We start from the raw sequence: 24,122 nt of genomic DNA on the forward strand, positions 1-24,122 counted from the left end.
ACTCCCGATCGTCTCCGTCCCCTCCGCCGCAGCACGCGGGTCCGCTGATGACCTCGGACTCCAGCGGTTTCGACGCGGCGGTCGTCGCGTTCTCGGCCGCCCTCGAAGGGCGGATCGATCCAGAGGTCAGGACCTTCCCCGACCTCTTCTGCGAGGACGGGACGATCGAGGTGCCGTTCGACGGCGACGGCGACAGCGCGCCGATCGTCGGCCGGCCCGCGATCGAGCGCATGGTCGCCGGTCTCGCGGGCTTCCTGCGCTTCGAGCGGGTCGACTTCACCAGCGTCCTGCCGACCGATCGACCCGATGTCCTGGTCTGCGAGTACGTCGGCGTCCTCGTCCGCGCCGACATGCCGGGAGCGCAGCGCCGACGGTACATCTCCGTTCTCACCCTCCGCGACGGGAGGATCGCGCACATCCGCGAGTACGGCGGGCCGTTCCTGCCCGCTGACCGGTGACCGGGTCCGCTGTCCACGGGTGCCGGCACCTCGGATGACGGGACGGCTGTCCGGACGCTGCGTTGGCGCGCTTCTGTTGCCGCAGGAGCGACGATGAAAACGACCTCTCCGGTGAGCAGTGCAGCGACTGCCAGCCGGTGACGGCTGCGCGCTCGAGGTCCGGAACGCGAGCGCCACCACGATCGGTCTGCCGCTCTCTAATCCGTTCCGCGTCGTTTCGAGCGGGCGCGGAGAAGCGCCGCGATGACCAGGAGAGCAGCCAGGACAGTCAGGGCCCCGGGAAGCCATGCGGGCGTGACGAGCACGCGAGCATCGACCGAGGAGACGCCGTCGTTGCCGTCCGCGACGCTGACGCGGACCTGGCACCAGCAGAGGGGAGGCGGTGCCTCCACGGTGCCTGTGAGCACGCCGCTGGAGGCGGGCCGGACGGGGTTCCCCGCAATGACGAACGGCTGCCCGCCGTCGCTGATCGTCCCGGCGACTCCGCCGTCCGTGGAGCCGGGGACCACGGTGACGTTGCCGTCGTTGATCAGGGTGGCGGTGACGGGGAACGAACCGGTCGCGAAGCTCGGCACCGTCAGGCCCTCGACCCGGGCGCTACGGGAAGGAGTGCCGGTGCCCTGTACGTAGACGGAGGTGGTGATCGCGGTCGCCATTCCCACAGAACCCTCGCTCGAGTCGACGACTTCGGCGAAGGTCACGCCGACCCGGCGCTCTTCCGCACCGCGGTCGGCCGGCGCCTCGATGCGCACCGCTACGGGAGCCGAGGCGCCGGCGGACACCGTGACCCGCTGCTGATCGAACGAGACCCACGCGCCCGCATCGCCGGTCGCAGCGCTGATCGGTCGACCGCTGGAGTCGAGCTCGGCGGCCGACGCCTTGTAGGTCTTCTCCGCGTCGCCGACGTTCCCGATCGTGTACGCGAGCGTCACGTCCGGGGTCTCGGCAGGCACGACGCTCCGCACGGGCGAGACCGAGATCGCTCCCGCTCCGCCGCCGGTCGGCGCAGCACCGTCGCTCACATCAGGGACGACGGCCTCGCCACGGCCGAGCACGACCGCGATCAGAGCGACCGCGACGACTGCGAGAAGGACCGCGACGAGGATCCTGCGCCTCACCGTCAGTAGGTGACGGTCGCCGTCAGAGTGTCGGAGTAGCTGCCGACCGGCGAGTTCTGTCCCGCCGGGATCGTCCCGTAGACGGTCAGCGTCTGCGCGGACCCGGTGCCCACTTGCTGGACGACGCCACCCGCGGAGGAGCCCCAGACGTTCGTTCTGGCCGAGTCCGTGTACACCTGATACATGAGCGTGGACGCGCCAGCCCCCGAGTTGAGACGGCGTCCGGACGGGTCCTGGGAGTTGGTGCCGTTTCCGACAGCGACGGAGTACATCGTCCCGTTCGTCGAGGTCACCGTGATCGTGGAGGTCGCGTTGACGGCGGCACCGGCGTAGTTGCCGAAATCGAGCGGAGACGCGCTCAGGGTCGCGCTGCTGGCGATCCTCGCCGAGACGGGGATGCTCGACGTGCTCGACGCCGCGTAGGACGCGCTGGGCGCGGCGACCGCGAGGACGCCTCCCGCGAGGAGGGAGAGGGCGAGAGCAGAACGGGAACGCACGGCAGAGTCCTTCGATAGAGACGGCGCGGATTCGCCGTCGTGGGCCGCGCGAGAACTCGCCGGACCGGCCGGCGTTCCCTGACGAGCACACCGCACTGGCAAAATTAGGGACCGCGCCGAGCGTGCCGCTACCCCCCGAAAAGCCCGCCTCGCCCACCGGAGGACGGAGGGGGACGGTCGAGCGGGGTGGCGGCCACGTCCTACTCTCGGAGGACTCGTGATCGCGACAGAAGGGCATCGCCGTGCGGATTCTCATCATCGGAGCGGGCGCGACCGGTGGTGCGTTCGGGAGCCGCCTGCAGGAAGCCGGCCGTGACGTCACCTACCTGGTGCGTGCCGGCAGGGCCGAGTCGCTGCGGAGAGACGGACTCCGCTTCGTCTCGCCGTCGGAGGATCGCACCCTCGACGTGACGACACTGGTCGTGGGGGAGGAGGCGCCCGCCTTCGATCTGGTGCTCGTGACGGTCAAGGCGTCGGCGCTGGAGGACGCTGTGGCCGATGTTCGCGCCTGGGTCACCGAGAAGACGCTCGTGCTGCCGATCCTCAACGGCATGGCGCACATCGACCTGCTGGAGACCGAGTTCCCCGGGCGAGTGCTCGGCGGCTCGGCCAAGATCGTCGCGACTCTCGACGGCGGCGCGGTCCGCCAGATGACCGGGCTCTCGGTGCTCACGATCGGCTCGCTGACGGACGCACCGGTGCCGGCTCACGTGACCGAGGCGCTCGACGTCCCCGGTATCGACCTGCGGGTGTCCGATGACGTGCTCTCCGCACTGTGGGAGAAGTGGGTCTTCATCGCCGCAGCGGGCGTCGTCACCTGCCTCTTCCGCAGCGCGATCGGCCCGGCCCTCGAGGCGGGCGCCCTCCCGTGGATCCTCGACGCGATCGAGGAGGCGGAGACCGTCGCCGACGCGGCAGGCCTGCCGGTGTCCGGCGCGGCGCACGAGCAGTCCCTCGCGATCCTCACCGAGGAGGGGTCAGCCTTCACGACCTCGCTCTACCGCGACCTCGTCGCCGGCCTGCCCACCGAGGCCGAGCACCTGCTCGGCGACCTCGCTCGCCGAGCGCGGGAGCTGAGCGTCCCGACGCCGCTCCTCGACCTCACCCTCGTGCAGATCCGAGCAGGAGCTCCGGCTCAGGCGCCCGCCATCGCCGCTGAAGCCTCCCGCACCCCCCTTCGGGGCGACCTCGAGCATCGTCCGTGAGGGGATGGTCGACCGGCCCGTCGCCCGTCGACGCCGATCAGGTGCGGTAGCGCTTGCGCATTCCGTCGAGGAAGAGCTTCCTGGGCAGGAGGGTGTGCAGCGCGGCGACGCGTCGTGCGTCAGCTCCGACGAGCTTGTGGAGTGGGGGCCGGGACGACAGGAGGACCTGGGCGACGGCGTCGGCGACGGTCGAAGGAGCGGCGCCGGCGGCGACGTCGTCGTCGAACGCTGCTTCGACGCGTCGTCGCGCTCGGTCGTAGACGTCGAGGCGGGTGGCGACAGGGGATTTCCCCGCACGCAGGTCGGTGCGGATGAACCCCGGCTCGATGATCGTGCAGTGGATCCCGAACGGCCCGACCTCCAGCTGCAGAGCCTCGATCCAGCCTTCGAGCGCGTGCTTCGATGCGGTGTAGAACGCGTCGAAGGGCACAGGGACGATCCCGGACAGCGACCCGACGACCACGACGCGGCCCGCACCGTTGCTGCGCAGGTGGGGGAGGACTTCGCGGGTCACGCGGTGCACCCCGAAGAAGTTCGTCGCGAAGAGCGCCTCCGCCTCGGCGACGGTGGTCTCCTCGATCGCTCCGGACGTGTCCACACCAGCGTTGTTCACGAGCGCGTCGAGGCGGCCGGTCCTGCCGATGAGGGTGCAGATGGCGGCGCGGACGCTGTCGTCGTCCGTGACGTCGAGAGGAAGCGAGTCCTCATCACTCGGATCCGTCCGGCGCTGCCCGCCGAACACTCGCCAGCCGTCGCTGCGCAGGCGCTCGGCGACGGCGCGCCCGATGCCGCTCGAGGTCCCGGTGACCAGTGCGACCTGCTGCTCGCCCATGACGCCAGCGTAGAACCGACCGGCCGTCGGTGGCGAACGTCTGCCTTCGCCATCGAGCTCGCCCGGCTCGGCCCGGTGCAGGGCTCCGGATCGTGCTGGTCGATGTGCGGGACGTCCTCGTCGCCCGGCTGTCCCGCACGAGGATCGCGACGTGCCTCACTCGGCTCTTCAATGCTGTGAGAGGTCCTGCTCGAGGGGAGCCCGGATGGAGGGTGTGACGACGGTGTCGCCCAGGGTCTGTTCGAGGTCGGCTGCGGCCGTGCCGATCGCGTCCGCACCGTCCGCGCCGAGGTCTTCGAGGAGCCGGGTCCGGACGCCGCCGGGGGTCGAGGCCCACACGCCGACGATGCGGCCGTCCCACCAGATCGTCGGGCCGACGTTGCCTCGGCTGTCGTAGAGGCCGGCGGTGTCGGCTGGGCTGTACCAGTGGCGGTGTCTCCATCCCATGGCTGTCGAGTCGAGAGACGGGAGAAGCGCCGCGACGGGCTCCGTCGCCTCGATGTCATCCGGAGCATCGTGTCGATGAGGCAGGTCGATGCCGTCAATGCCGTCGAGGTCGGTGTCGACGACGGCGAGAGCGGTCAGGGTCGCGCGGGTCGCAGTCTTCGTCCACCCGGTCCACCACTGCAGGTCGTCCACCGTCGCCGGCCCGTACGACTGCAGCCACCGTCGGGCGATCCGCGTCCGAGCCTCGAGGGCGTCCCGAGGGGGTACGCCGTCCTCCCACCAGGCCTCGACGGCCTGCCACCGATGCTGTCGCGTCGTCCACGCACCGACGGGGGTGCCCCGGACGATCTCTCCGGCGGCGCTCATCAGGGCGAGGAGACTGCTCGTGACCGTCTGCTTCGTGTCGGACGGAAGCCGAGGCGGAATCGGTGTCTTCAGGCCCGGCACCGCAGCGCTCAGCTGCGCGCCGGTCGCGTCACCGATCTCGCGGAGACCCGCCCGGACGTCCCTCTCGACGCTGCGGACCCACGCGGGGACGTCCGGGACGTCCGGTAGAGCCTGATTCTTCTCCAGTGTCGTCACGAGGCGGCGCCGCAGGACGTCGGCGAGGGGCGCGCTCACGGCGGCGTGCACGTCCGGTACGAGGTCGCGGTCCAGCAGGAACACGGTGCGCCGCATCGCGAGCCACCGCACCAGCAGTCGTCGCTCGTACATCTCCGCCGCGATGTCCTCGAGGGTGACGCCCGTCGTCCGGGCGAGGATCGAGAGGTACGGGGTCGCGGGGTCGGTCGCATGCACGGCGACGAGTGCATTCGTGATGTGCCGAGGAGACGTGCCGGACCGATCGAGAAGATGCCGACGCACGAGGAGGCGCCGGCGCTGCACGCTGGAGACGTGCACTGGTCTCATCCGACGTCCTCACCCTGTGGCAGTGATCGAGATGTCCGCGTCACGCCGGGCCGGCTCGGTGGACCCAGGGGCTCGGAGCGATCGCGGGAGGGTCAGTCGCAGCCGATGATCCAGGTCGTGCCGAACATGTCGGTAAGCATGCCGTACAGGGGAGCGAACGGGCTCGGTCCCAAGTCGGTCAGCACGGTTCCCCCGTCGGCGAGGCGCCGCCACTGCTCGCTGATCTCGGCCTGATCGTCGCCGTGCAGGGTGAGGTAGAAGGGGTTCCGGCCGGCGTCGTACGGCTTCGCCGTCTGGACGTCGTAGGCCATGATGCTGAAGCCGTTGGGCGCGGTGAGCCGACCGAACGAGACAGCGTCGGCCTGAGCGGGGTCGTCGACCTGATGCGTGTCCGCATACGTGGCGAGTGCGACGTCGCCTCCGAAGACCGATCGGTAGAAGGCGAGCGCCTCCCGGGCCTGACCGCGGAAGTTCAGGTGCGGGGTGACGGAAACGGTCATGGTGGGGCTCCTGGGGGATGTCGGGGTGGGAATCACCGACGTCCGCGCAGCGCGGGGACGACGACGTGGTCGATGAGGTCGGCGACGAATTCGCGGGTGACCGGTGTGCGCTGGACGGCGGTGCGGTGCACGCACATCGTGGGGATGACCGTCGCCAGCGTGTCGATGTCGCCAGGGGGGAACTCCCCGCGGTCGATGGCACGGCGCAGGAGCGATCGACTCACCTCGACCCAGGGATCAGCGCTGGCCGACGCGGTCAGGCTCGCCAGAGCAGGGTCCGTGCGGCCGGCGTCCGCGAGGGTGCTCATCACATCGATGCGGAGCTGCTGTTCCGCCTCGGACATCGTCACGGTCGTGGCCAGGAGGTCGTCGCGGAGGCTCCCGAGATCCGGCAGGTCGGTGCTCCCGGCATCAGCCGCGGTGAGGTGAGCAACAGCCGCTGCAGCGAGGGCCGTCTTCGTCGGCCAGCGACGGTAGACGGTCGCGCGAGCCGCACCAGCACGAGCCGCAACGGCATCCACTGTCGCCGCCTCGTACCCGACCTCGGCCATGACGGCGAGTGCCGCGTCCAGGATCACGCCGTCCCGAGAGCGGTCGAGCTTTCGACCGGGCTGGCGACGCGGGGAGGAGGTCATGAGTGAAAAAGATACTGCTACGTATCGATATACACAAGACTCGAAAATGATTCGACGAAGCTCCGCTGGTTCGTCCCTGAGGGGGACGGGTGAGCGGGACGCTTGCGAGCCGGGGAAGGCGTCAGCGTCACACCGTCGTCGCCTCCCGAGCGAGCAGCTGCTGGATGACCGGTCCGACCGTGGCGACGATCCGGTCGAGATCTGCGGCGAGCAGGGCCGGCACGCCGACGACGCGGCGGCCGACGACGACGCCGATCAGCATCGAGGCGGCGAGGCCGGCGCGGAGCGTCGCGTCCTCGCCCCGGCCGGCCGTGCCGTGGGTGAGCCGGGACTGGATGAAGTCCCGCAGGGTCTCGCTCGCCTGCGTTTTCGTGACGGCGCCGCGGAGCATCGCCATCAGCGGCTCCGACTCCGCGTCGTCGCCCTCGAAGGCTTCGAGGTAGGCGCGGACGACCCGCTCGCCGAGGTGCTCGTCGGCGCCGTCGAAGGCGGTGTCGAAGCGGTGCAGCGCGGAGGCGGGGACCGCCATCACCGCGGCGAACAGCTCGTCCTTCGAGCCGAAGAACTGCATGACCTGGGACGGGTCGACTCCGGCATCCGTCGCGATCCGGCGGATGGTCGTTCCGGCGTAGCCGTCGGCGGCGAAGCTCGCCCGAGCCGCCGTCAGCACGGCGCCCCTCGTGGTGGCGGAGCCGGGGCGTCGACCGGGGCGCGCCGACCGCGGAGTCTCGTTCATGCTCCGACGCTACCTCGCCGTGCCCAGATTCTCAACGCCTGTTGAGTTCGTGACCGATCGGACGTACGCTCGGCCCGACGCGAGCCCACGGAGGACTCACCGCACGATCGCCAGAACCTGGAGCACGCCATGACCGAGAAGATCTACACCGCCTCCCACCCGCTGCCCGCCGTGCGCAGCGGAGTGCTCACCGCGTTCGAGCCCGGTGCCCGCGTCCTGGAGGCAGGCTTCCGCCTCGCCCCGCCGTTCCGGGAGCTGCCGGTCGACGTCGTGCTCGAGAAGGACGTCGCTGTGACGCTGCGCGATGGAGTGACGATCCGCGTCGACGTGCTCCGCCCGGTCGGCTCGGAGCCGGTCCCGGTGATCGTCGCGTGGAGCCCGTACGGGAAGGGTCAGGGCAGCTCGCCCAGCGTGATGGGAGTCTTCGGGCTGGTCGGCCTCGACAACGGCGTCGTCTCCGGGCTGGAGAAGTTCGAGGGCCCGGACCCGGCGTACTGGTGCGCCCGCGGCTATGCGATCTGCAACCCGGACGTGCGCGGCGTGGTCGGCTCCGAGGGCGACAGCGTGCTCTGGGATCGACAGGAGGGCCGCGACTGCCACGACCTGATCGAGTGGCTCGCCGAGCAGGAGTGGTGCACGGGCAAGGTCGGCATGTCCGGCACGTCCTACCTCGCGGTCTCGCAGTGGTTCACCGCGGCCGAGCAGCCGCCGCACCTGGCGGCGATCAACCCGTGGGAGGGCGTCAGCGACGTCTACCGCGACCTCGTCTTCCGCGGCGGAATGCCCGACACCGGCTTCGCGCGGCAGCTGCAGGACGGCAGCTTCTTCGGCAGGAACCGCAAGGAGGACGTCCTGGCCGAGGCGGAGGCGCACCCCCTCGTCGACGAGCTGTGGGAGCAGAAGATCCCCGCATTCGAGAGGATCACCGTCCCCGCCTACGTCGTCGCCAGCTACTCCAACACCCTGCACACCGCCGGCACCTTCCGCGCCTGGCGCCGGATCGCGTCCGAGGAGAAGTGGCTGCGCATCCACAACACGCAGGAGTGGCCCGACTACTACGACGAGGCCAACGTCGTGGATCTGCGCCGCTTCTTCGACCACTACCTCCGCGGCGAGGACTCGGGCTGGGAGCACACGCCCCGGGTCCGCTACTCCCTCCTCGACCTCGAGGGCGGCGACCGTGTCGGCCTCGAGGCGGAGTCGTTCCCGCCCGCGGACGTCGTGCCGACGCGGTACTACCTCGACGGCGCAGCCCGCGTGCTGACGGCGACCGCGCCACCTGCTCCGGTCGAGGCCGCGTACACGGTCGACGCGAACCCCAGCGCCGTATCGTTCCTGACCCGGTTCGACGAGGAGACGGTGCTCGTCGGCTACCCGAAGGCGCACCTGTTCGTCGAGGCGCGCGGTTCCGACGACCTCGACCTCTTCGTCCTCGTGCAGAAGCTCGACGCGCACGGCACCCCGCTGCAGGCGTTCACTGTGGCGAACCGCACCGCCCGGGCGCACGACCTCACCGACCACGGCGCCACGATCCTCCGCTACAAGGGCTCCGACGGACGCCTGCGCGTCTCGGCCCGCCGCCTGGACCCGGCGCTCACGACCGACGACGTCCCCGCGCACGCCTTCGACCGCGTCGAGAAGCTCGCCGACGGCGAGATCGCCGAGGTCGAGATCGATCTGCTGCCGCTCGGCCTGCTCTTCCACCCGGGGGAGCAGCTGCGCTTCGTCATCAGCTCGCGCAACCTGATGGGCACCCTCATGCCCGGCATCCGCGAGTACGTCGGTGCGAACGCCGGGCAGCACATCGTCCACACCGGCGGCGAGCACGCCTCTTTCCTCCAGCTGCCCGTCCAGAGCCGCTGACCGTCCTCGAATCGAAGGAGCACCCCTCATGACCGTCACTCTCGGCGATGTCCGCCTCGCCGCTCTCGACCCCTCGCTTCCCGGGGGAGCGGTGGACGTCGAGTTCGACCGCACGATCCGCGGCATCCGCCGCTCGGGCAGCGGGGTCGCGCGCGGCGACGTCATCGACGGGGCGGGCCGGTTCCTCGTGCCCGGGCTGATCGACACGCATGTCCACCTCGGCTCGCGCGGCGCGCTCGAGTCCGCTGCCCGCGCGGGCGTGACGACGATGATCGACCTCGGCACGCATCCCGACAGCCTCGTCGCCGAGCAGCGGATGCTGCGGGGTGCCCCGTCGCTGCGGAGCGCCGGCTCGGCCGCCTCGGCGCCGGGCAGCACTCAGATCGCGCTGATGGGGAACCCCGAGGAGAGCGCGGTCACCGGCGCGGCGGACGCCGAGCGATTCCTCACTTGGCGGAGCAACAACGGCTCCGACCTGATCAAGATCATCATCGAGGACCCGGACGCGACCGACGTCCCCGCCCTCGACGTCCCGACGATCACCGCTCTCGTCGAAGGCGCCCACCGCCGCGGCTGGACGACCGTGGCGCACGTCGTGACCGCGAACGCGTTCTCACGCGGTCTCGACGCCGGCGTGGACGTCCTCACCCACGCGCCCCTCGATCGGCCGCTGCCGGAGGAGACCGCCGCGAGGATGCTCGCGCAGGGGACGATCGCGTCGCCGACCCTGGTGATGATGCAGGTCATGGCCCGCGCCCGCCTCGGCGACCGCGCCGACGCGGCGATCGGCAACGCCGTCGAGAGCGCGCGCCGGATGCACGCCGCGGGCGTCCGGATCGTCGCCGGTACCGACGCCAATGAGAGCCCGTTCGCCCCCGTCCCGCATGGCGCGTCCCTGCATACCGAGCTCGGCCTCCTCCGTCAGGCCGGTCTCTCCGCTGTCGACGCGGTCCGCGCCGCGACGAGCGGAGCCGCTTCCGCGCTCGGCCTCGCCGACCGGGGAGTCGTCGCCGTCGGCCGGCGCGCGGACCTGCTCCTCGTCGACGGCGACCCCGTGAGCGACGTCTCCGTCCTGACCCGGCCGGTCGCCGTCTGGATCGCCGGACAGCCGGTCGCGTGACGACTCCGCTCCGCTGCCGCTCCGCTGCCACTGCACCGACCTCTCCGCTGCAGCCCTCATCCGCTGATCCTGACCAGCGTCGAGTTCCGCTGACGGTGCGTCCCGAAAGGGGATGGCTGAGCGGTCATCGGCGGTCTGCCGTCACGGCTGGCGTCGTGCGTGCTTCGAGCGTGCGGCCCAGTCGTTCGGCAGGTCCTCGGGAGGTCGATCGCCGACGACGGCCGTGAGTCCTCTGAGGTAGTGGTCGCCGGTCCGGACGAGGGCGATGGTTCGGGGTCGGTAGCCAAGCGGCCGTTTGTCCCAGACGGCCTGCGCATCGACTTCCCAGAGGGAGAGCCAGTTGCGAGTGAGCAGGAAGGGGACGCCCACCCACATCGCGCTGTACTTCTTGCGGCGTTCGATGCTGACCAGGGTGCCCGGGTCGAGGAAGGTGGCCAGCAGCCCCGAGGTGGTGACCAGGTCGATCGCGGGGCGATCGGTGGGCGGGTGAGGTGGCCACTCCGGTCGGGTTCGTGAGAATCGTGCTTCCCAGGACCGGTTGGGTCGAGCTCGTGCGATCTCCGCGAGGCGGACGGCGGCGTACCCGTCGAAGAAGCCGCCGGTCATCGTCACTGCGAGAAGTGCCCACTTCCTGCCCAAACCGATGACGAACCCGTCGATCGTCTCGCGGTTCCCGAACGTGAAACGGACGGTGATGTGCGTCTGGTCACGCTGAGCGGTGGTCAGCAGTGCTCGGATCTTCTTCGGACAGGACACCAGCACAGTCTGCCGACTGAGAGGAGCCGCCGCTCAGCCGGCCGCGCTCGACCGCGGCGTCCCACATGGGGATCGTCTGGCGGGCGCTGGTGGTCGCTAGTCGCGGACGAGGACGAGGACCCCGCCTCCGCCGAAGGCGAGGACGCTCACGAGCAGGCCGACCGTCGCGGGGAAGTCGTAGTGGTGAATCGTCTGCGGGCCGATGTCGTCGTGGTCGGCGTCGTACGTGCAGTCCACCCCCAAGGGTAGGAGCGTCGGATCGCCGGTGATGCGGACGGACTCGTCGGACAGATCGCCCGCCTCAGGGAACGTTCCTCGCGAGCACTGAACGCTGAAGGGATCGATCCCATCGAAGGTCCATCCGAGGGCGATCGAGGCCAGACCGAGCGGGATCGACAGGAGCACGAGCGCCCAGCCGGGCAGTCGTCTCCTCAGCGGCCGCATGCCCACAGGCTACGGGCGGCGTCCCGGAGAAGGATGGTCGTCTGGACGCCGCGATCATCCGACGTCGAACTCGCCTACGAGGGTGGTGCCGTCCGAGTCGTAGACGGGGATGGTGTGGGTGATCCCCTTGTTCTGCTCCTGCCATTCGAGGGCGTCCTCGGGTGTGGTGAAGGAGCGTTGAGCGGTGGTGCCGTCGGCGTCTTCGAGGTCGCCGCGATGCACGTAGCCCTGCGCGCCGTTGTTCGCGACGACGGCGATGAGGTCCGGATCACCGTTCTCGTTGGTGACGCCGTAGCTCTGGCCGGCGGCGTTCTCCGCCCACGCGGTCGTCTCGGACGTGGCGTACGCGACGATCGCCCGCCATCCACTGCCTGCGGAGGCAGTGACGGTGAACGCTCCATCGGGGGCGTCGGTGAGGGGAGTGAAGAAGGAGTTGAAGCCCGGCACCTGCTCTGGTCGGAGGAAGTCGTTCGCGGAGCAGGTGAGACTCGTTCCTCCGGTGAGCGTGAAGGTGCCCGGGGTGAGGCAGTTCAGCGAGACGGTCAGCCCTGTCGCGCCGTCCGGGGCGGGTCCGAGCTGGAGGGTCGCGGTGCCGGTGTAGGTGCCGACCGCGGACGCGCTCACCGGTGTGACGACCGCGGCGCCTGGCAGAGGGAGCAGGCCCGTGGCGGCCGCTGTGGCGGTGCCGGCGAATATCGCGACCGCGCCGATTCCGCCTCCCAGCAGCCATCGGTGTCGGCGGGAGCGGGAGGGGATCTCGACGTGCTCGATCAGCGCGCGCCGGAAGGCGGCGGTGAACTCGTCGCTCATCTGCGGGGCGGTCATGACGGATCTCCTAGCGTCGATTGGACGTAGAGGCTGAGGGTCGGGTGCCCGAGCTGATCGCGCAGCGCCGCGCGAGCGCGGTGCAGCCTGGTCCGGGTGGCGCCGGCGCTGAGCCCGAGGAGGGGCGCGGCGTCGGTGGGGCTGTAGCCCTCGATCATCACGAGCGTCACGAGGTGCAGGTCCGCCGGCGAGAGGCGTCCGAGTGCTTCGGAGAGGCGCCGGTCATCGATCACGTCTTGCAGCGCAGCGTCCTCCGCGGAGGACTGATGTTCGCCGTGGGGGAGCGAGGTGAGGAGGGCGCGGTACCGGCCGCGGCCGCGGCTGAGGTTGCGGGCGGTGTTGGTGACGGTCACGAGTAACCAAGGGAGGACGGATCCGTTGACGAGCTCGACGTTGCGGCGCCGACGCCACAGCTCGAGGAACGCGACCGCTGCCGCGTCCTCCGCATCGGTCGTATCGACAAGGAGTCGGTACGCGTGCCGGAATACCCGAGCGCGGTGCTCGTCGAAGATCGACGCGAACGCCGCACCGTCACCGGAGGACGCACGCGCCCAGGCGGCGGCTTCGTCCGTCCTGATGATCCCCACATCTACTAGTGTCCGCAGGTCCTCGCAGCGTTACACCGATCCCGACCGGAGGCGCGTCCCGTATGGGGATCGATCAGTGAGATGAGCGTGGGTTGTGTTGTCCCTGCCGCTCTCAGAGGCTGACGGTGAGGTCATAGGGGTCGGCGCGCCAGCCGCATCCCGGGCCATTTGGTTCGTCGACGAGGTTCCAGTCGATGTCGTGGTCCTGTTCGTCGAGGGCGCGGCCTGCGTTGTCGAGGAGTGTGAGGTGCACTGTGTCGGGGTGGTGGTCACTGAAGGCGTATATCCACAGACCGGAGGTGTTGTGGACGACCCAGTAGGAGCGTCCGGTTGCGGGGGCTGCATCGACGGAGGGATAGGCGCAGATCTCATCCGCACACAGCCGGATGTCGGCGACATCAACGGATCGCGCACCTGCCGCCGTCACGCGAAGCTCGTTGGTGTAGCCGATTTCATGGCAGCCGTACCCGCAAGACGTCAGCGAGAGGGCGGCGACGACGCCGACCGCGCCGGATGCTACTGCGAGGAGATGGCGGTCGAGCCTCGTTCGACTGGTCACGGTCAGCTCGCACAAGATGTGCGCCGAAGGCGCTGCTTCGCGGCCCTCTCGGTGAGAACGGATAGGTAGTCGCGCACGGGCCTGTCAAGGAGTTCGCGCAGCTCCTCGCGAACGACATGGTCGACATCGGGGACAGTAGTCATGCCGCTAGCGTGCAGGACAAAGGCTAACGACTCCGCGAAATACGTTCTCTATTCGCTTCCCTGGACAGCGGGACCTGCGGCTCGCCAACACGCTGGCGGAATGTTTTGTGTGGGATCGCCAACCGGTTCGGCCGTTGGCCCTCGTCCGAGCGTCGGCCTGTCGTGAGCCATGAGTGGCCGGGAACCGAGTGCGTCGCGAGGGTGCTAGCTGCTGGTCGCTCGAAGCGTCTTCACGAGCTCCTGGAGTTCGGTCGCGTGGTCTTGCTTCCACTCGCGGATCGCAGAGGTCGCGAGCGGGTCCGTTTCCTCGGACACGGAGTCGTACTGCACCACGGCCACGTCGAGAACAGTGGCGAACACGTCATCGTTCGGCTCCATGGAAGTGCCGGCGACACCGACAGTCGCAGTGTGATCGATGCCTACTCCGGAGAGGGCGATCGTCCACATCTGGATCGGACCGTCGGGTGTCGGAGTCGCGTCACCGATTCTCGCGTGCGTGACCTCGATGAGGACTCCGCCTACTGTGCGCTGCATGGCCCGATCGTACTCAGCTGCTCTCTGCGCAGCCGGGTGTTCCGTATGGGGATCCGCTAGCGGCCGTGGTCGGCCGTAGTAGTGCCCGCGGTCGGGAGCCGGCGCTGTGAACCCGAGGTGAATGGGGACGGGCTGGCAGTGAGTTCTCGACTAATCGTCGTGAGAGTGGGTGGTGTCGTCGCTCCCTCCTTCACGAGACCACCTCTATTTCTCAGTCCTAGCGGTAGCTCTGCTCTGATCGGGTGATCGGCCAGGAGTCGCCCTCGGGGCTCAGGTGCTGGTTCGCTACGACCTCGAGGGCCCGGACGAGGGCGTTCTGATCACCCTTCGGACCGACACGGATCTCGCTGATCAGATCGAAGGGCAGTGGGTTGAGCGGCTGTCCGTTCGGGCCCCGTGGTGAGAGAAGCAACTCGATGTAGGGGGAGAGGCCCACCTCCCCTTCCCGGAACTGCACTCGGGCCGCCTCGCGGCCTCCATCGTGCGAGTGCACGAGGCCAACGAACCTGTACTCCTTCTCGTCGGACCAGTGGGCGCTCTTATGGCTTGCCGCCAGGATCGCCACCTCGTAGGGGCCTGCGGGGTCGGTGCTGTCGGGTGCCAGGAGCGTGCTGAGCCGTTCTTCGAGGTCGATCTCCTCGTAGCTTGTCTGTGCGAAGCGGGCACCGACGTCGCGGTTCAGCTCCTCGACCGTCGCGACCAGCCGCTCGGTATTGAAGACGATCTCGATTCGAGAGTTGTATGGGCGCCACATCCCGAGGTGGTCCTGTGCGGCGCTGAGTGAACTGACGAACAGGTCATCCCTGTCTCGCACCTTGTATGTCTGCACGTACAGCTGCTCGTCGATCGCATGTACCTTCTCCAGCACGCCGACGGCCGTCTGATTCTCGTTCGGGTCGTTCAGCTGCGTGATATGAGTGGCCCAGAGCGCTGACGACTTCATGATCCCGATCAGCCCGGCGATGCTCGTGTAGTGCGAGACGTGCTCAGGCAGAAGCAGATCGTGGGTCACATCCCGATAGCAGGTCGACCGGCGCGACCTCCTGTTCCGACCGTTCGATAGCGGATGGTTGAGAGAGGGTCAGCGCCGACTCTTCGCGTTCCGTCCTCGGCTGAACTCGCGTCCGACGACGACGAGGACGAGGACAGCAAGAGTGGCTCCGCTGAGTGCGGCCAGGTTCATCGATCCGAAGCCGACGACGGCCGGCCAGACGGGTTGCGGGCCGTCGAGGCTGCTCCATTCCTGGCCGAAGCTTCGTCCTACCGATACGTAGGCGATCACCAGGAGTAGTGCGGCGATGCTCAGCCCGAGAACGCTCGCAGCAATGACGATGGCGCGCTTCATCAGGTCCCCCTTGGTTGACTGCACCATGAGGCTACGCGACGGCAAGAAGCCGCGGTCTGACCTCAAGGCAGGACGACGGGTTCAACCCGAAGTCCGTCCCATAAGCGGATGGTCATCCGGACGCGTGGTCAGTCGTTCGCGGACGTGGCGAGTGCTGCGGCGACGTCGGCCTACGGACTGTCGAGTTCGGCAAGTCGACGGGCATAGCGGGCCAGCTCGTTCCGCATCTGCTCGATCGACCTCGGCATGAAGCGCCTCACCTGCATGTCGAGAATCGCATCGGCCACCACGTCGCTGACCTCGAATGCCGCGGCGACGGCCGCCCTCTCGTCGTCGCGACCTCCCGAGACGTTCGCGCACACCCGAAACAGCTTCTCGGGGTTCTCGACAGCTCTGATGCAGGCGTTGAGGATCTCGATACTCGTCACAAGGCTCTGACGTTCGGTGTCGTCGTCCATGCGGTCACCGTACCGGCCCGATTCGATGTGGACCCAAGTACTCACCGCATCATCTACTCATGTGAGTTCGGACAGCATGCGTCCCGTCAGCGGATCGATCAGTGAGACGAGTGTGGGTCGGGTTGCCCTCGCCGCTTCGCCGGCGCGACGGCGAGTGCGAGCCCGCCGAGTGTCAGGCCCAGAGCCGCAAGCGTGCGTGGCCAGCGCCCGGAGTAAGTCGTGACGGTCCCTTCACCATCGGCGCGCGCCCACGCGCACGCGCGACCGAGTGGCCACAGCGCCGCGGAACCCTCCACGATGCCGGAACGTTCGGAGACCTCCGCGTCCGGTGAGAAAGGCCCATCCACCATGCACTTGTAGGTCGCTCCCTGATACTGGCTCACCCAGACCTGTCCTGCGCCGAAGAGCAGCCCCACCACCAGAAGAAACGACCCCCACGCGATCCGCTGCGCACGCAGATGACCAGGGGAACTCATCGCGTGATCCCAATCGGTAGTTCGACGTCGATCGGGTCGCTGCTCTGTGTGCGCAGGGCAAGCACGGCAGGGCCGATAGGGAGATCGGCGGGGAGGTCGAAGGACGCGTCGACCGTCGACCGTTCGCCCTGAGGGGTCGGTCGACCGAGCAGTATCTCCTCGCCGCTCGCGGAGGGGGTGATGGTGACCGTGACATCTGAAGCGGCGCGGCTCGTGCCTCCGGTGTCCTCGCAGGTCTCCCAGATGAAGTCGGCGCTGAGGTGGACGACTCCGCCGGGGTGCAGGGACGACTCCTGGAGTTCGATCACCTTGACGGCACAGGATCCGGCCGAGCTCGACGTGATGCCGGTGCAGCCGCCGGCGCTGAGCGCGATGGCGGCAACGACGAGAATGGATGTCATTCGTCTTCGCCGTCCCTGCATCATGCGGGTCAGTGAACCACTGCTCGCCGCCGCCTGCATCGTGAGTACCGCGAACGTCATCAGATCGTTGATGCTCGCGGCCGATGACGTGCAATTCGCGCTCGGGCAAGCTGATCGGAGTGTCGACCGATCGTCGTCCCGTATGGGGATGGTGCTCCGGGTGCTTCGCGGCTTGATTGCCGGAACCGATAGAGGCGGGGTCGTCGCAGTGCAGGTCTGCGCGCTGTGCAGCCCTGTAGTCCTTTCCGCTTCGACCTAGGCTGATCGGTGTTGGGTGCCGCGCAGAGGAGGAACGATGAAGGCCGCTGTGCTGCGTTGTGCTGGCCTGCTCCTGGTCACGAGTGCGATGGCAGGGTGCGCTCCCGTCTTCGTGTCGGAGTTCAATGAACCGGCCTGCCTGGACTGGAGGTCGTACGACTCTCTGGAGGAGGCCGCTGGCTCGCACGACTTCATCGTGCGAGCCGAGCTCGAGCCGACTGAGACGACAGTGACGATGTACGGCGAAGAGGCGTCGCTTCACCGCGCGACCGTCACCCAGGTCTTCGGCGGTGAGGCGGAGGTGGGTGACGTCCTCGACGTCGTGTCGACGCCAGCGAGCTGCACCACCGGAGCGCCCTACCCGAACGGAGATCCAATGCTGCGCGAGGAGGCGACCCTCGTTCTGATCCCCGGCGATCCTGCGTGGGGAAGCGCAGAGTTCATGAAGACGATCACGCCCTACGACGGGGTCTGGGACGAACGACCCTCAAGCTGATCGGCGTCAATCGGACCCGTCTCCTTCGTCCCGTATGGGGATCGGTGACCGGACGCGTTGAGTCGGTCACGCTCGGTCTGTGATTCCAGTCCCTTACGGGCCGTGCGCGACTGGCGCGGCTCGAGGGAGAGTGGAGGCCTCTCGCTCCGCAATGCTGACTTCAAGAGGGAAAGCTGGCCGCGGCTCACCTCGCGACGAGGCGAATGTACATGTCTCCGGTGACGAAAACGGTGTCGCTGGCTACCTTGCCGCCTTCGCACGTGGCTCTCACGTCGTACTCCCGGAATCCGAAGACTCGAAACGGCCATGGGAACGTGCCGTCCCGGCGCGTGGACATACCCGACTCCTCTCCCGTCAAGGAATCGAGGAGGCATCGACCCATCGGCTCATCAGCCTCATTCACGACGACGCCCGAAACGGAGAACTGAGGCGGCGGCGATGACCGGGGGAACCATGTCTCGGCAGCGCAGACGAGTGCGGTCACCGCGACCCCCGTCACCAACAGCCAACGATCCCTCATCCCCTGACGATACGAGCAGACCGTCATCTGCGGGCGTGCAGGAAAGATGACGGTCGAGCAACCGCGTCCCAAGAGGGGATCGGTCAGCGGTGCGCTATCAGTGTCGTCGGTCAGACATCGCCGATCCGTCGGCATCAGGCGCCTGCTCCGCGGCGTCGCCTTCTGCGGACGGGTAGCCGAAGAAGTACCCGCGCAACTGTTCGAAACCGCTCGCGGGTCGCCCCTGTCGCGTCCGGCGAGACGCGAACCCGACTATCTCGTTGAGTCGGTGACCGAGGCTTGCTGCGAAGCAGAGGAGCAGCAGCACCCACCACGTCGCCTTGAAGATCGGCTCGTCGTAGCCGAGCGCGATGGGGATGTGGCCGATCACGGCAGCGACGCTGCCCAGCACGTACAGCACGATGAGCGCGAGCCAGAGGTTCTGACGCTTCGTCCGTTGCATGGGTAACCCTCAGTCAGTCCTCTCGCGCGAGCGAGGCCGGCGGTGGTTGTGTCGGTCATGTGCGTTCCCCCTGCCTCAGGCGCCGGCGCCGCCGTCGACGGGCACGATGGCGCCCGTCACGGCTGAGGCGCGGTCGCTCAGGAGGAAACCGGCGACTTCGGCGACTTCGAGGGCGGTCGCCATGCGGCCGAGGGGGCTGGCTGCGTCGCTCGCCTCGATGATGCCCGGCGTCCTCTTCTCCCACTCGTCCATCATTTCCGTTGCGGTTCCACCTGGCGTGATCCCATTGACGCGGATGCCCTCCCCGGCCCAGGTCACGGCCGCGGTCTCGGTGATGCTGTTCAGTGCTCGTTTCATCGCCCCGTAGGCGGGCAGGGGTGGAACGGCGCGGCGGCTGCCGATGCTGGAGGTGTTGACGATCGCACCTCCTCCGGACTTCCTCATGAGGGCTGCTTCGGCGACCATCGCGACCCAGTGAGCACGGAAGTTCACCGCGAACTGCTCGTCGATGTCGTCGTCGGAAGTGGTGTCGAGGGGACCGGCGTTCTGCTGGTTCACGCCGCCGTTGTTGAAGGCGCCGTCGAGGCGTCCGTGGAGCTCCTCGACGTGGTCCACGGCGGCACGGATACTCGCCCGGTCAGCGAGGTCCATGGCAACGGCATCAGCCGTGCCGCCCTGACCGCGGATCTCGTCGACGATCGAGCCGAGCGCTTTCATGTTGCGGGCCGCCAGCACGACAGCGGCACCCTCGCCGGCGAAGAGGCGAGCCGCTGCGGCGCCGATGCCACGGCTGGCTCCGGTGATGAAGACGACTTTGCCGGTCAGCAGGCCGACCCGTGTGGATTCGTTGGTGTGTGTCATACGACCACCGTCGCCGCCCGCAAGATCCGCATCCAGGCACGAACGGTACGGGGATCCATCGCCGGCTCGGGCGCACACTGGGGAGCATGGACAAGGGTGAGCTCGCAGCGTTCCTCCGAAGTCGCCGCGAGCGTCTTCGGCCGGAGGACGTCGGACTGCCGTCGGGACCACGCCGCAGAACACCGGGACTGCGCCGGGAGGAGATCGCCGTTCTCGCGCACATCTCCACCGAGTACTACGCCCGACTCGAACAGGGCCGCGCTCCTCGACCCTCGGACGTCGTCCTCGGTGGTATCGCAGGTGCTCTCCGTCTCACGTCCGAGGAGTCCGACCACCTGCACCGGCTCGCCGGCACCGCTCCGACCCCGTCGGGCTTGCACCGTCGCGACGTTCGACCGAGCGTTCTCGCGCTCCTCGAACGACTCCCGCACACCGCCGGCATCGTCCTGTCCGCCACCTTCGAGGTGCTCGCGTGGAACGAGCTCGCAGCAGCCCTCATGGAGGACTTCTCGCTGCTGCCGCCGCGCGACCGCAACCTCGCGAGGAAGACCTTCCTCGCCGCAGAGCAGCCACCGGAAGCGATCTACGGCATCTCGGACGAGATCGCATTCCAAGAGGGCGTCGTCACGCAGCTCCGCAACGCTCACGCCACGTACCCCTCGGACCCCGTCGTCGTGGAACTGATCGACGACCTCCGGACCGGCAGCGCCGAGTTCGCACGGCTCTGGAAACGGCACGACGTCCAGACGCCGCCACCCCTGCGGAAGACGTTCCGCCGCACACCGGTGGGGGCGATCACCGTCGACTGCGACTCCCTCGCCATCACCGAACGCGACCAGCACATCGTGCTCTACACCGCACCGGCAGGCTCACGCGACGCCGAGAACCTCGCCTTGCTGGAGGTCATCGGCTCCGAGCCACTCACCGCCCGGCGAGACCTCTGACCAGCGAGCTCCGGGCCGCGCGTCTGTCGAGTCGAGCGGTGGGCGAAGCGAGTCCGATGAGAACTTGTCACCCCGGTCCAAGCCGGCGCGCTTGTCCCGTGAGGGGATTCCTCATCGGGACGGCGAGGAGTCCTGCGCGAGCCGCTCGAGCACCTGCATCAGGGTCGCGCGATCGATGCCGTCAGTGCGATCGACGAGGTGCCTGCGGACAGCGGCGGCGTGGATCGGCCGGGCAGCGCGGACGACATCCCGCCCCTCATCGGTGATCTGCACGTGAACGCCGGCGTCCACGCTCCGACGACCGAGCAGACCGCGCTGCTCCATGCGGGTCAGTTGGTGCGAGAGCCGGCTGCGGTGCCACTGCATCGAGGTGGCGAGGTCGCTCTGGCGGAGCTCCCCGCCGCCGAGCTCGACCAGGCGCGTCAGGATACCGAAGTCCGGGTCGGAGAGACCCGTGCCGGTCTTGATCTCCTCGGCGACGCGCTGCCGGACCTGGTCCGCTGCGATCTTCCACGCATGCCAGAGAAGTTGGTCCTGCTCGCTCAGCGGTGCGGTCATCCGCCCAGCCTACGGTGCCGGTGTTGACACGACAACGGCCGGAGCACAGAGTGTTGACATGACAACACTTGAAAATTCAGCGACGAAGCTCGCCCTCGTCACCGGCGGCAACAAGGGCATCGGCCTCGCCATCGCGCGCGGCCTCGCACGGCAGGGGTTCACCGTCCTGCTCGGAGCGAGGAGCATCGACGCCGGCCGGGACGCGGCGGGGACCCTCGACGGCGACGTCCGGCCCGTCCTTCTCGACGTCACCCGGCAGGACCATGTCGATGCCCTCGCGGCGCGCGTCGCGGAGGAGTTCGGGCATCTCGACGTGCTGGTGAACAATGCCGGCGTCAACACGCTCACCTTCCACCCGATGGATCACCTGCCGACGCCGACCGAGGAGACGGTCGACGACATCAGGAGCGTGTACGAGGTCAACGTCTTCGCCGTCGTGCGGATGATGACGGCGTTCCTGCCGCTCCTCACCCGAGTGAAGGATGCGCGGGTGGTGAACGTCACGAGCAAGCGCGGCTCGCTCGGCGAGGAGGGCGCCTGGGTGGGGCAGCCCTCCATGGCCTACTCCAGCTCGAAGACCGCCCTCAACGCGCTGACCGTGCACTACGCCCGCGAGTTCGCCGCCACGACGCTGAAGATCAACGGCGCGGCCCCGGGGCACGTCGCCACTGACTTCAACGACTTCCGCGGCAGCAGGACGCCGGACGAAGGCGCGGCGGTCGCCGTCCGCCTGGCCACCCTGCCCGCCGACGGCCCGACCGGCGCGGTCTTCGAGGACGACCACCGGCTCGCCTGGTGAGCGACCGGCAGGCCATGGCTCAGTGCGTCGCCGTTCGGTTCTCTCGGCGCGATGCTTTCGAGCGGGCCGTCCAGTGGTGCGGGAGATCTTCGGACGGGGGACTGTCGGCGACCACGGTCAGTCCCTGGAGGTAGAGGTGGCCGGTCCGGACCAGGGTGACGGTTCGGGGTCTGTAGCCCCGCGGTGCGGGGTCCCATACGGCGTTCGCATCGACCTCCCAGAGGTAGAACCAGTTGCGTGTGAGCTCGTTCGGTACGCCGACCCACATCGCGTGCTTCTTCCTGCGTTCGATGGAGAGAAGGACGCCCGGCTCGAGGAAGGTCGCCAGCATGCCCGACGTGGTGTCCAGATCGATTGCAGACCTGCCGGCGGGTGGTCGCGGCGGCCATTCGGGCAGTGTTTGGAAGAAGCGGTGCTCCCAGGAGTCGTAGGGTCGCGCGCGGGTGATGTCGGTCATGCGGATCGTGGCGTAGCCGTCGAAGAAGCCCCCTGTCGTCGTCGTCGCGATGAGCGTCCATTTGCGACCGACTCCTACGACGAACCCTTCGATCGTTTCGGCCCGCTTCCAGCCTCGGTGGATCCTGACGGCCGAGTCTTCCGCGCGAGCGGTGAGCAGTACTTTCCGGATCTTCTTCTGCTTCGACACCGGCCTATTCTCGCGGAGACGAAGACACTCGGTGCGTCCCGTATGGGGGTCGTTCACCGCGTCACCTCGACGAGCGGGGTTCACCCCGCAGGGGCGCGGGCGGCAGCGTCCCGTTAGACCCGCCCGATGAGATGCCCGGTGACGGGGCGGCTATCGGGACACGGGGACGGTGGATTTCAAGACGAGGCCCCGTACCCGAGCCGTGGTGCTCGGCGCTCTCGAGCGGCAGCTGCGTTCCGATCCCCGTTTCGCGGAGGAGCGGATCGTGTGGACAGAGAACGCAGACGGCAGCCGACAAGCCGCACCGCCCGCTCGGACGCGCGCTTGAGTTCGTCGTGTCGGAGTTGCGGATAGGGCGCTCGCTCCCTCACGGATGTCGCCGCCGAGCAGACGGCCTGCACCGGACCGGCCGTCATGCGGTACCGCTGCAGCACCCCGGCGGAAGGGGAACCGCGCACGCTCGACGTCGACGAGTCCCACACCGCCTTCGGAGAGCCGTCGATCGACACGGCCTCCCGCAGGAACGACCGACCATCGCCCGCAGCATCCTCACGGCGGAGTTCCGCAAGCGGGCGGTACGACGATCGCGGGGACCCGGCTGCTGACCTCGGACTCGGTTCAGCGTCCGCTCGCGTCCGCGCCTCAGCGCCGCAGCGCCTGCACGTAGTCGAGCACGTCCCGGCCGAGCGTCGAGGTGTGCGGCCAGGAGTCCGAGATCCGGCGGGCGAGAGGGGCGAGCAGCGCGGCCTCGGCCTCGCGGTCGCCCCGGAGGCGCGCCTCCAGCGCCGCCGTCAGCGTGTGGTGCGCGTCGGCCCGCACGCCCGGGGGGAGGTCGTCGTCCGCGGCGTCGGTGGTCCGCTGGATCAGCCGCTCGAGAGTCGTCGTCATCGCCGTCGTCGCATCCCTCGGAGGCTCAGCAGCCTGAGCCGTCCGCGCCGAGAGCCGCCGCCGTGCCGAGCGCGATCAGCGACTGGTCGGTCGCGACGGCGACCCGCGGGAAGCCGAGCGCGCGCAGCTGCCGGGCGCGGTCCGGGTCGCCGGCGTAGGCACCGGCGCCCCTGCCCGCGTTCCTGGCGGCCGCGGCGATCCTCGGCAGCGGGTCCCCGGGTCCGTCCGCGGCGAGCAGGTCGGGCAGCGCCCGGCCGAGTCCGATCGCGAGGTCGAACGGGCCGACGAAGACGCCGGCGACCCCCGGCACCGCGAGGATCTCCTCGACCGCGTCGAGGCCGGCCTGCGTCTCGATCATCAGCCACAGGGCCGGCCGCGCCTCGGCGGCCGACGGGGGCGCCGCGTCCCAGAGGTCGGTCATCGGTCCCCAGCTGCGTCGGCCGAGCGGCGGGTAGTGCGCGGCGCGGACCGCCGCGGCCGCGTCCTCGACCGACTCCATCATCGGGACGACGACGATGTCCGCTCCGGCGTCGAGCGCCCGCCCGATCAGCGGGTCCGAGAGCCCGGCGACACGGACGGCGACGGGCGGACGCTCGCTCACGGTCGCCAGCGCGCGCATGGTCGCGAGGACCGCGGCGTCGTCGAAGGCGCCGTGCTGCGCGTCCAGGCAGAGCCAGGCGGGTCCGCCGCGCGCGATCTGCGCCACCGTCAGCGGCTCGCCGAGCCGGCACCACACCCCGTCGGCACGACCGTCTCCGAGAACCCGCTCCGCATCCACGGGTCCGATCCTCGCGCATCGGAGGCGGCCGCGAGCGAGGAGCCTCCGGTGCCGATGTCGGTG

32 protein-coding genes are annotated in these 24,122 nt (G+C 69.0%); 7 read left to right on the forward strand and 25 right to left on the reverse strand.

Annotation, left to right across the window (positions count from 1 at the left end):
• Positions 1-47: 47 nt before the first annotated feature.
• Positions 48-458, forward strand: a complete 411-nt coding sequence (locus MT351_RS17120) for a nuclear transport factor 2 family protein (protein ID WP_123735699.1) — start codon at positions 48-50, stop codon at positions 456-458.
• Positions 459-655: 197 nt separating this feature from the next.
• Here the strand turns inward: MT351_RS17120 and MT351_RS17125 are convergent, their stop codons facing one another.
• Together MT351_RS17125 and MT351_RS17130 are read right to left on the reverse strand one after the other, a co-directional pair.
• Complete coding sequence (locus MT351_RS17125; protein WP_243582785.1) at positions 656-1,576, reverse strand: hypothetical protein; 921 nt, start codon at positions 1,574-1,576, stop codon at positions 656-658.
• A gap of 2 nt (positions 1,577-1,578) precedes the next feature.
• Positions 1,579-2,073 carry a spore coat U domain-containing protein gene (locus tag MT351_RS17130; protein ID WP_165909048.1) on the reverse strand — a complete coding sequence of 165 codons (495 nt, stop codon included), beginning with the start codon at positions 2,071-2,073 and terminating at the stop codon, positions 1,579-1,581.
• Between the two features lie 242 nt (positions 2,074-2,315).
• Here MT351_RS17130 and MT351_RS17135 point away from each other — a divergent pair, with 242 nt between their 5' ends.
• Positions 2,316-3,278, forward strand: a complete 963-nt coding sequence (locus MT351_RS17135; protein ID WP_243582787.1) for a 2-dehydropantoate 2-reductase — start codon at positions 2,316-2,318, stop codon at positions 3,276-3,278.
• A 37-nt stretch (positions 3,279-3,315) separates the two neighbouring features.
• Here the strand turns inward: MT351_RS17135 and MT351_RS17140 are convergent, their stop codons facing one another.
• From MT351_RS17140 to MT351_RS17160, 5 genes are all read right to left on the reverse strand, one after another.
• Positions 3,316-4,110 carry an SDR family NAD(P)-dependent oxidoreductase gene (locus MT351_RS17140; RefSeq protein WP_243582790.1) on the reverse strand — a complete coding sequence of 265 codons (795 nt, stop codon included), beginning with the start codon at positions 4,108-4,110 and terminating at the stop codon, positions 3,316-3,318.
• A gap of 168 nt (positions 4,111-4,278) precedes the next feature.
• Positions 4,279-5,466 (reverse strand): winged helix DNA-binding domain-containing protein, encoded by a 1,188-nt coding sequence (locus tag MT351_RS17145; protein ID WP_243582791.1) that lies wholly within the window; start codon positions 5,464-5,466, stop codon positions 4,279-4,281.
• A 92-nt stretch (positions 5,467-5,558) separates the two neighbouring features.
• Positions 5,559-5,966 (reverse strand): VOC family protein, encoded by a 408-nt coding sequence (locus MT351_RS17150; protein WP_123735693.1) that lies wholly within the window; start codon positions 5,964-5,966, stop codon positions 5,559-5,561.
• Positions 5,967-5,998: 32 nt separating this feature from the next.
• Complete coding sequence (locus tag MT351_RS17155; RefSeq protein ID WP_243582792.1) at positions 5,999-6,601, reverse strand: TetR/AcrR family transcriptional regulator; 603 nt, start codon at positions 6,599-6,601, stop codon at positions 5,999-6,001.
• A gap of 127 nt (positions 6,602-6,728) precedes the next feature.
• On the reverse strand, positions 6,729-7,337 hold the full coding sequence (locus tag MT351_RS17160; protein WP_243582793.1) for a TetR/AcrR family transcriptional regulator: 609 nt from the start codon (positions 7,335-7,337) through the stop codon (positions 6,729-6,731).
• Between the two features lie 129 nt (positions 7,338-7,466).
• Between MT351_RS17160 and MT351_RS17165 the strand changes: the two genes are divergently transcribed.
• The gene (locus tag MT351_RS17165; protein ID WP_243582797.1) at positions 7,467-9,200 is read left to right on the forward strand and encodes a CocE/NonD family hydrolase; all 1,734 of its coding nucleotides are present in this window, start codon (positions 7,467-7,469) and stop codon (positions 9,198-9,200) included.
• A 28-nt stretch (positions 9,201-9,228) separates the two neighbouring features.
• The gene (locus MT351_RS17170) at positions 9,229-10,320 is read left to right on the forward strand and encodes an amidohydrolase family protein (RefSeq protein WP_243582798.1); all 1,092 of its coding nucleotides are present in this window, start codon (positions 9,229-9,231) and stop codon (positions 10,318-10,320) included.
• A gap of 141 nt (positions 10,321-10,461) precedes the next feature.
• Here the strand turns inward: MT351_RS17170 and MT351_RS17175 are convergent, their stop codons facing one another.
• The 11 genes from MT351_RS17175 to MT351_RS17220 all read right to left on the reverse strand — a co-directional run bounded on the left by MT351_RS17175 (position 10,462) and on the right by MT351_RS17220 (position 16,929).
• Positions 10,462-11,076, reverse strand: coding sequence for a hypothetical protein (locus MT351_RS17175; protein ID WP_243582799.1), 615 nt, complete (start codon positions 11,074-11,076; stop codon positions 10,462-10,464).
• A gap of 96 nt (positions 11,077-11,172) precedes the next feature.
• Complete coding sequence (locus MT351_RS17180) at positions 11,173-11,313, reverse strand: hypothetical protein (protein WP_243582800.1); 141 nt, start codon at positions 11,311-11,313, stop codon at positions 11,173-11,175.
• Between the two features lie 261 nt (positions 11,314-11,574).
• The gene (locus MT351_RS17185; protein WP_243582801.1) at positions 11,575-12,345 is read right to left on the reverse strand and encodes a peptidase M56 family protein; all 771 of its coding nucleotides are present in this window, start codon (positions 12,343-12,345) and stop codon (positions 11,575-11,577) included.
• Positions 12,342-12,932 carry an RNA polymerase sigma factor gene (locus MT351_RS17190; protein ID WP_243582802.1) on the reverse strand — a complete coding sequence of 197 codons (591 nt, stop codon included), beginning with the start codon at positions 12,930-12,932 and terminating at the stop codon, positions 12,342-12,344. Before MT351_RS17190 ends, MT351_RS17185 begins: the two co-directional genes overlap by 4 nt.
• Positions 12,933-13,044: 112 nt before the next feature.
• Entirely contained in the window at positions 13,045-13,491 is a 447-nt protein-coding gene (locus MT351_RS17195; protein ID WP_243582804.1) for a hypothetical protein, read from the reverse strand.
• A gap of 2 nt (positions 13,492-13,493) precedes the next feature.
• A complete protein-coding gene (locus MT351_RS20440; RefSeq protein WP_374204783.1) occupies positions 13,494-13,634 on the reverse strand; it encodes a three-helix bundle dimerization domain-containing protein in 141 nt (46 codons plus the stop codon).
• Between the two features lie 204 nt (positions 13,635-13,838).
• Positions 13,839-14,168: a hypothetical protein gene (locus MT351_RS17200; protein WP_243582805.1), complete on the reverse strand. Its 330-nt coding sequence runs from the start codon at positions 14,166-14,168 to the stop codon at positions 13,839-13,841.
• Between the two features lie 217 nt (positions 14,169-14,385).
• Positions 14,386-15,180, reverse strand: a complete 795-nt coding sequence (locus MT351_RS17205) for a hypothetical protein (protein WP_243582806.1) — start codon at positions 15,178-15,180, stop codon at positions 14,386-14,388.
• Positions 15,181-15,249: 69 nt separating this feature from the next.
• Entirely contained in the window at positions 15,250-15,513 is a 264-nt protein-coding gene (locus MT351_RS17210) for a hypothetical protein (RefSeq protein ID WP_243582807.1), read from the reverse strand.
• A gap of 170 nt (positions 15,514-15,683) precedes the next feature.
• Positions 15,684-15,971, reverse strand: coding sequence for a hypothetical protein (locus MT351_RS17215; RefSeq protein WP_148060243.1), 288 nt, complete (start codon positions 15,969-15,971; stop codon positions 15,684-15,686).
• Positions 15,972-16,443: 472 nt separating this feature from the next.
• Positions 16,444-16,929, reverse strand: a complete 486-nt coding sequence (locus MT351_RS17220; RefSeq protein WP_243582808.1) for a hypothetical protein — start codon at positions 16,927-16,929, stop codon at positions 16,444-16,446.
• A 235-nt stretch (positions 16,930-17,164) separates the two neighbouring features.
• On the opposite strand from MT351_RS17220, the gene MT351_RS17225 reads away from it, so the two are divergent.
• Positions 17,165-17,623, forward strand: coding sequence for a hypothetical protein (locus MT351_RS17225; protein ID WP_243582809.1), 459 nt, complete (start codon positions 17,165-17,167; stop codon positions 17,621-17,623).
• Positions 17,624-17,807: 184 nt separating this feature from the next.
• On the opposite strand, the gene MT351_RS17230 is transcribed toward MT351_RS17225, so the two are convergent.
• From MT351_RS17230 to MT351_RS17240, 3 genes are all read right to left on the reverse strand, one after another.
• Positions 17,808-18,143, reverse strand: a complete 336-nt coding sequence (locus tag MT351_RS17230) for a hypothetical protein (RefSeq protein ID WP_243582810.1) — start codon at positions 18,141-18,143, stop codon at positions 17,808-17,810.
• 97 nt (positions 18,144-18,240) lie between these two features.
• Positions 18,241-18,585 carry a hypothetical protein gene (locus tag MT351_RS17235; protein ID WP_243582811.1) on the reverse strand — a complete coding sequence of 115 codons (345 nt, stop codon included), beginning with the start codon at positions 18,583-18,585 and terminating at the stop codon, positions 18,241-18,243.
• Positions 18,586-18,660: 75 nt separating this feature from the next.
• Positions 18,661-19,446, reverse strand: a complete 786-nt coding sequence (locus MT351_RS17240) for an SDR family NAD(P)-dependent oxidoreductase (protein WP_243582812.1) — start codon at positions 19,444-19,446, stop codon at positions 18,661-18,663.
• On the opposite strand from MT351_RS17240, the gene MT351_RS17245 reads away from it, so the two are divergent.
• Positions 19,440-20,390 carry a helix-turn-helix transcriptional regulator gene (locus tag MT351_RS17245; RefSeq protein ID WP_243582813.1) on the forward strand — a complete coding sequence of 317 codons (951 nt, stop codon included), beginning with the start codon at positions 19,440-19,442 and terminating at the stop codon, positions 20,388-20,390. The genes MT351_RS17240 and MT351_RS17245 overlap by 7 nt on opposite strands.
• A gap of 111 nt (positions 20,391-20,501) precedes the next feature.
• Here MT351_RS17245 and MT351_RS17250 read toward each other — a convergent pair whose 3' ends face one another.
• Positions 20,502-20,948 (reverse strand): MarR family winged helix-turn-helix transcriptional regulator, encoded by a 447-nt coding sequence (locus MT351_RS17250; RefSeq protein WP_123735675.1) that lies wholly within the window; start codon positions 20,946-20,948, stop codon positions 20,502-20,504.
• Between the two features lie 58 nt (positions 20,949-21,006).
• Between MT351_RS17250 and MT351_RS17255 the strand changes: the two genes are divergently transcribed.
• Positions 21,007-21,747 (forward strand): SDR family NAD(P)-dependent oxidoreductase, encoded by a 741-nt coding sequence (locus MT351_RS17255; RefSeq protein ID WP_243582814.1) that lies wholly within the window; start codon positions 21,007-21,009, stop codon positions 21,745-21,747.
• Positions 21,748-21,766: 19 nt separating this feature from the next.
• Here MT351_RS17255 and MT351_RS17260 read toward each other — a convergent pair whose 3' ends face one another.
• The 3 genes from MT351_RS17260 to MT351_RS17270 all read right to left on the reverse strand — a co-directional run bounded on the left by MT351_RS17260 (position 21,767) and on the right by MT351_RS17270 (position 24,059).
• On the reverse strand, positions 21,767-22,393 hold the full coding sequence (locus MT351_RS17260; protein ID WP_243582815.1) for a hypothetical protein: 627 nt from the start codon (positions 22,391-22,393) through the stop codon (positions 21,767-21,769).
• A gap of 642 nt (positions 22,394-23,035) precedes the next feature.
• On the reverse strand, positions 23,036-23,281 hold the full coding sequence (locus MT351_RS17265; RefSeq protein ID WP_243582816.1) for a hypothetical protein: 246 nt from the start codon (positions 23,279-23,281) through the stop codon (positions 23,036-23,038).
• Positions 23,282-23,306: 25 nt separating this feature from the next.
• Complete coding sequence (locus MT351_RS17270) at positions 23,307-24,059, reverse strand: aldolase/citrate lyase family protein (RefSeq protein ID WP_243582817.1); 753 nt, start codon at positions 24,057-24,059, stop codon at positions 23,307-23,309.
• Positions 24,060-24,122 lie beyond the last annotated feature (63 nt).

The sequence above is a fragment of the Rathayibacter sp. VKM Ac-2926 genome, assembly GCF_022815565.1.
Taxonomy (GTDB): domain Bacteria; phylum Actinomycetota; class Actinomycetes; order Actinomycetales; family Microbacteriaceae; genus Rathayibacter; species Rathayibacter festucae.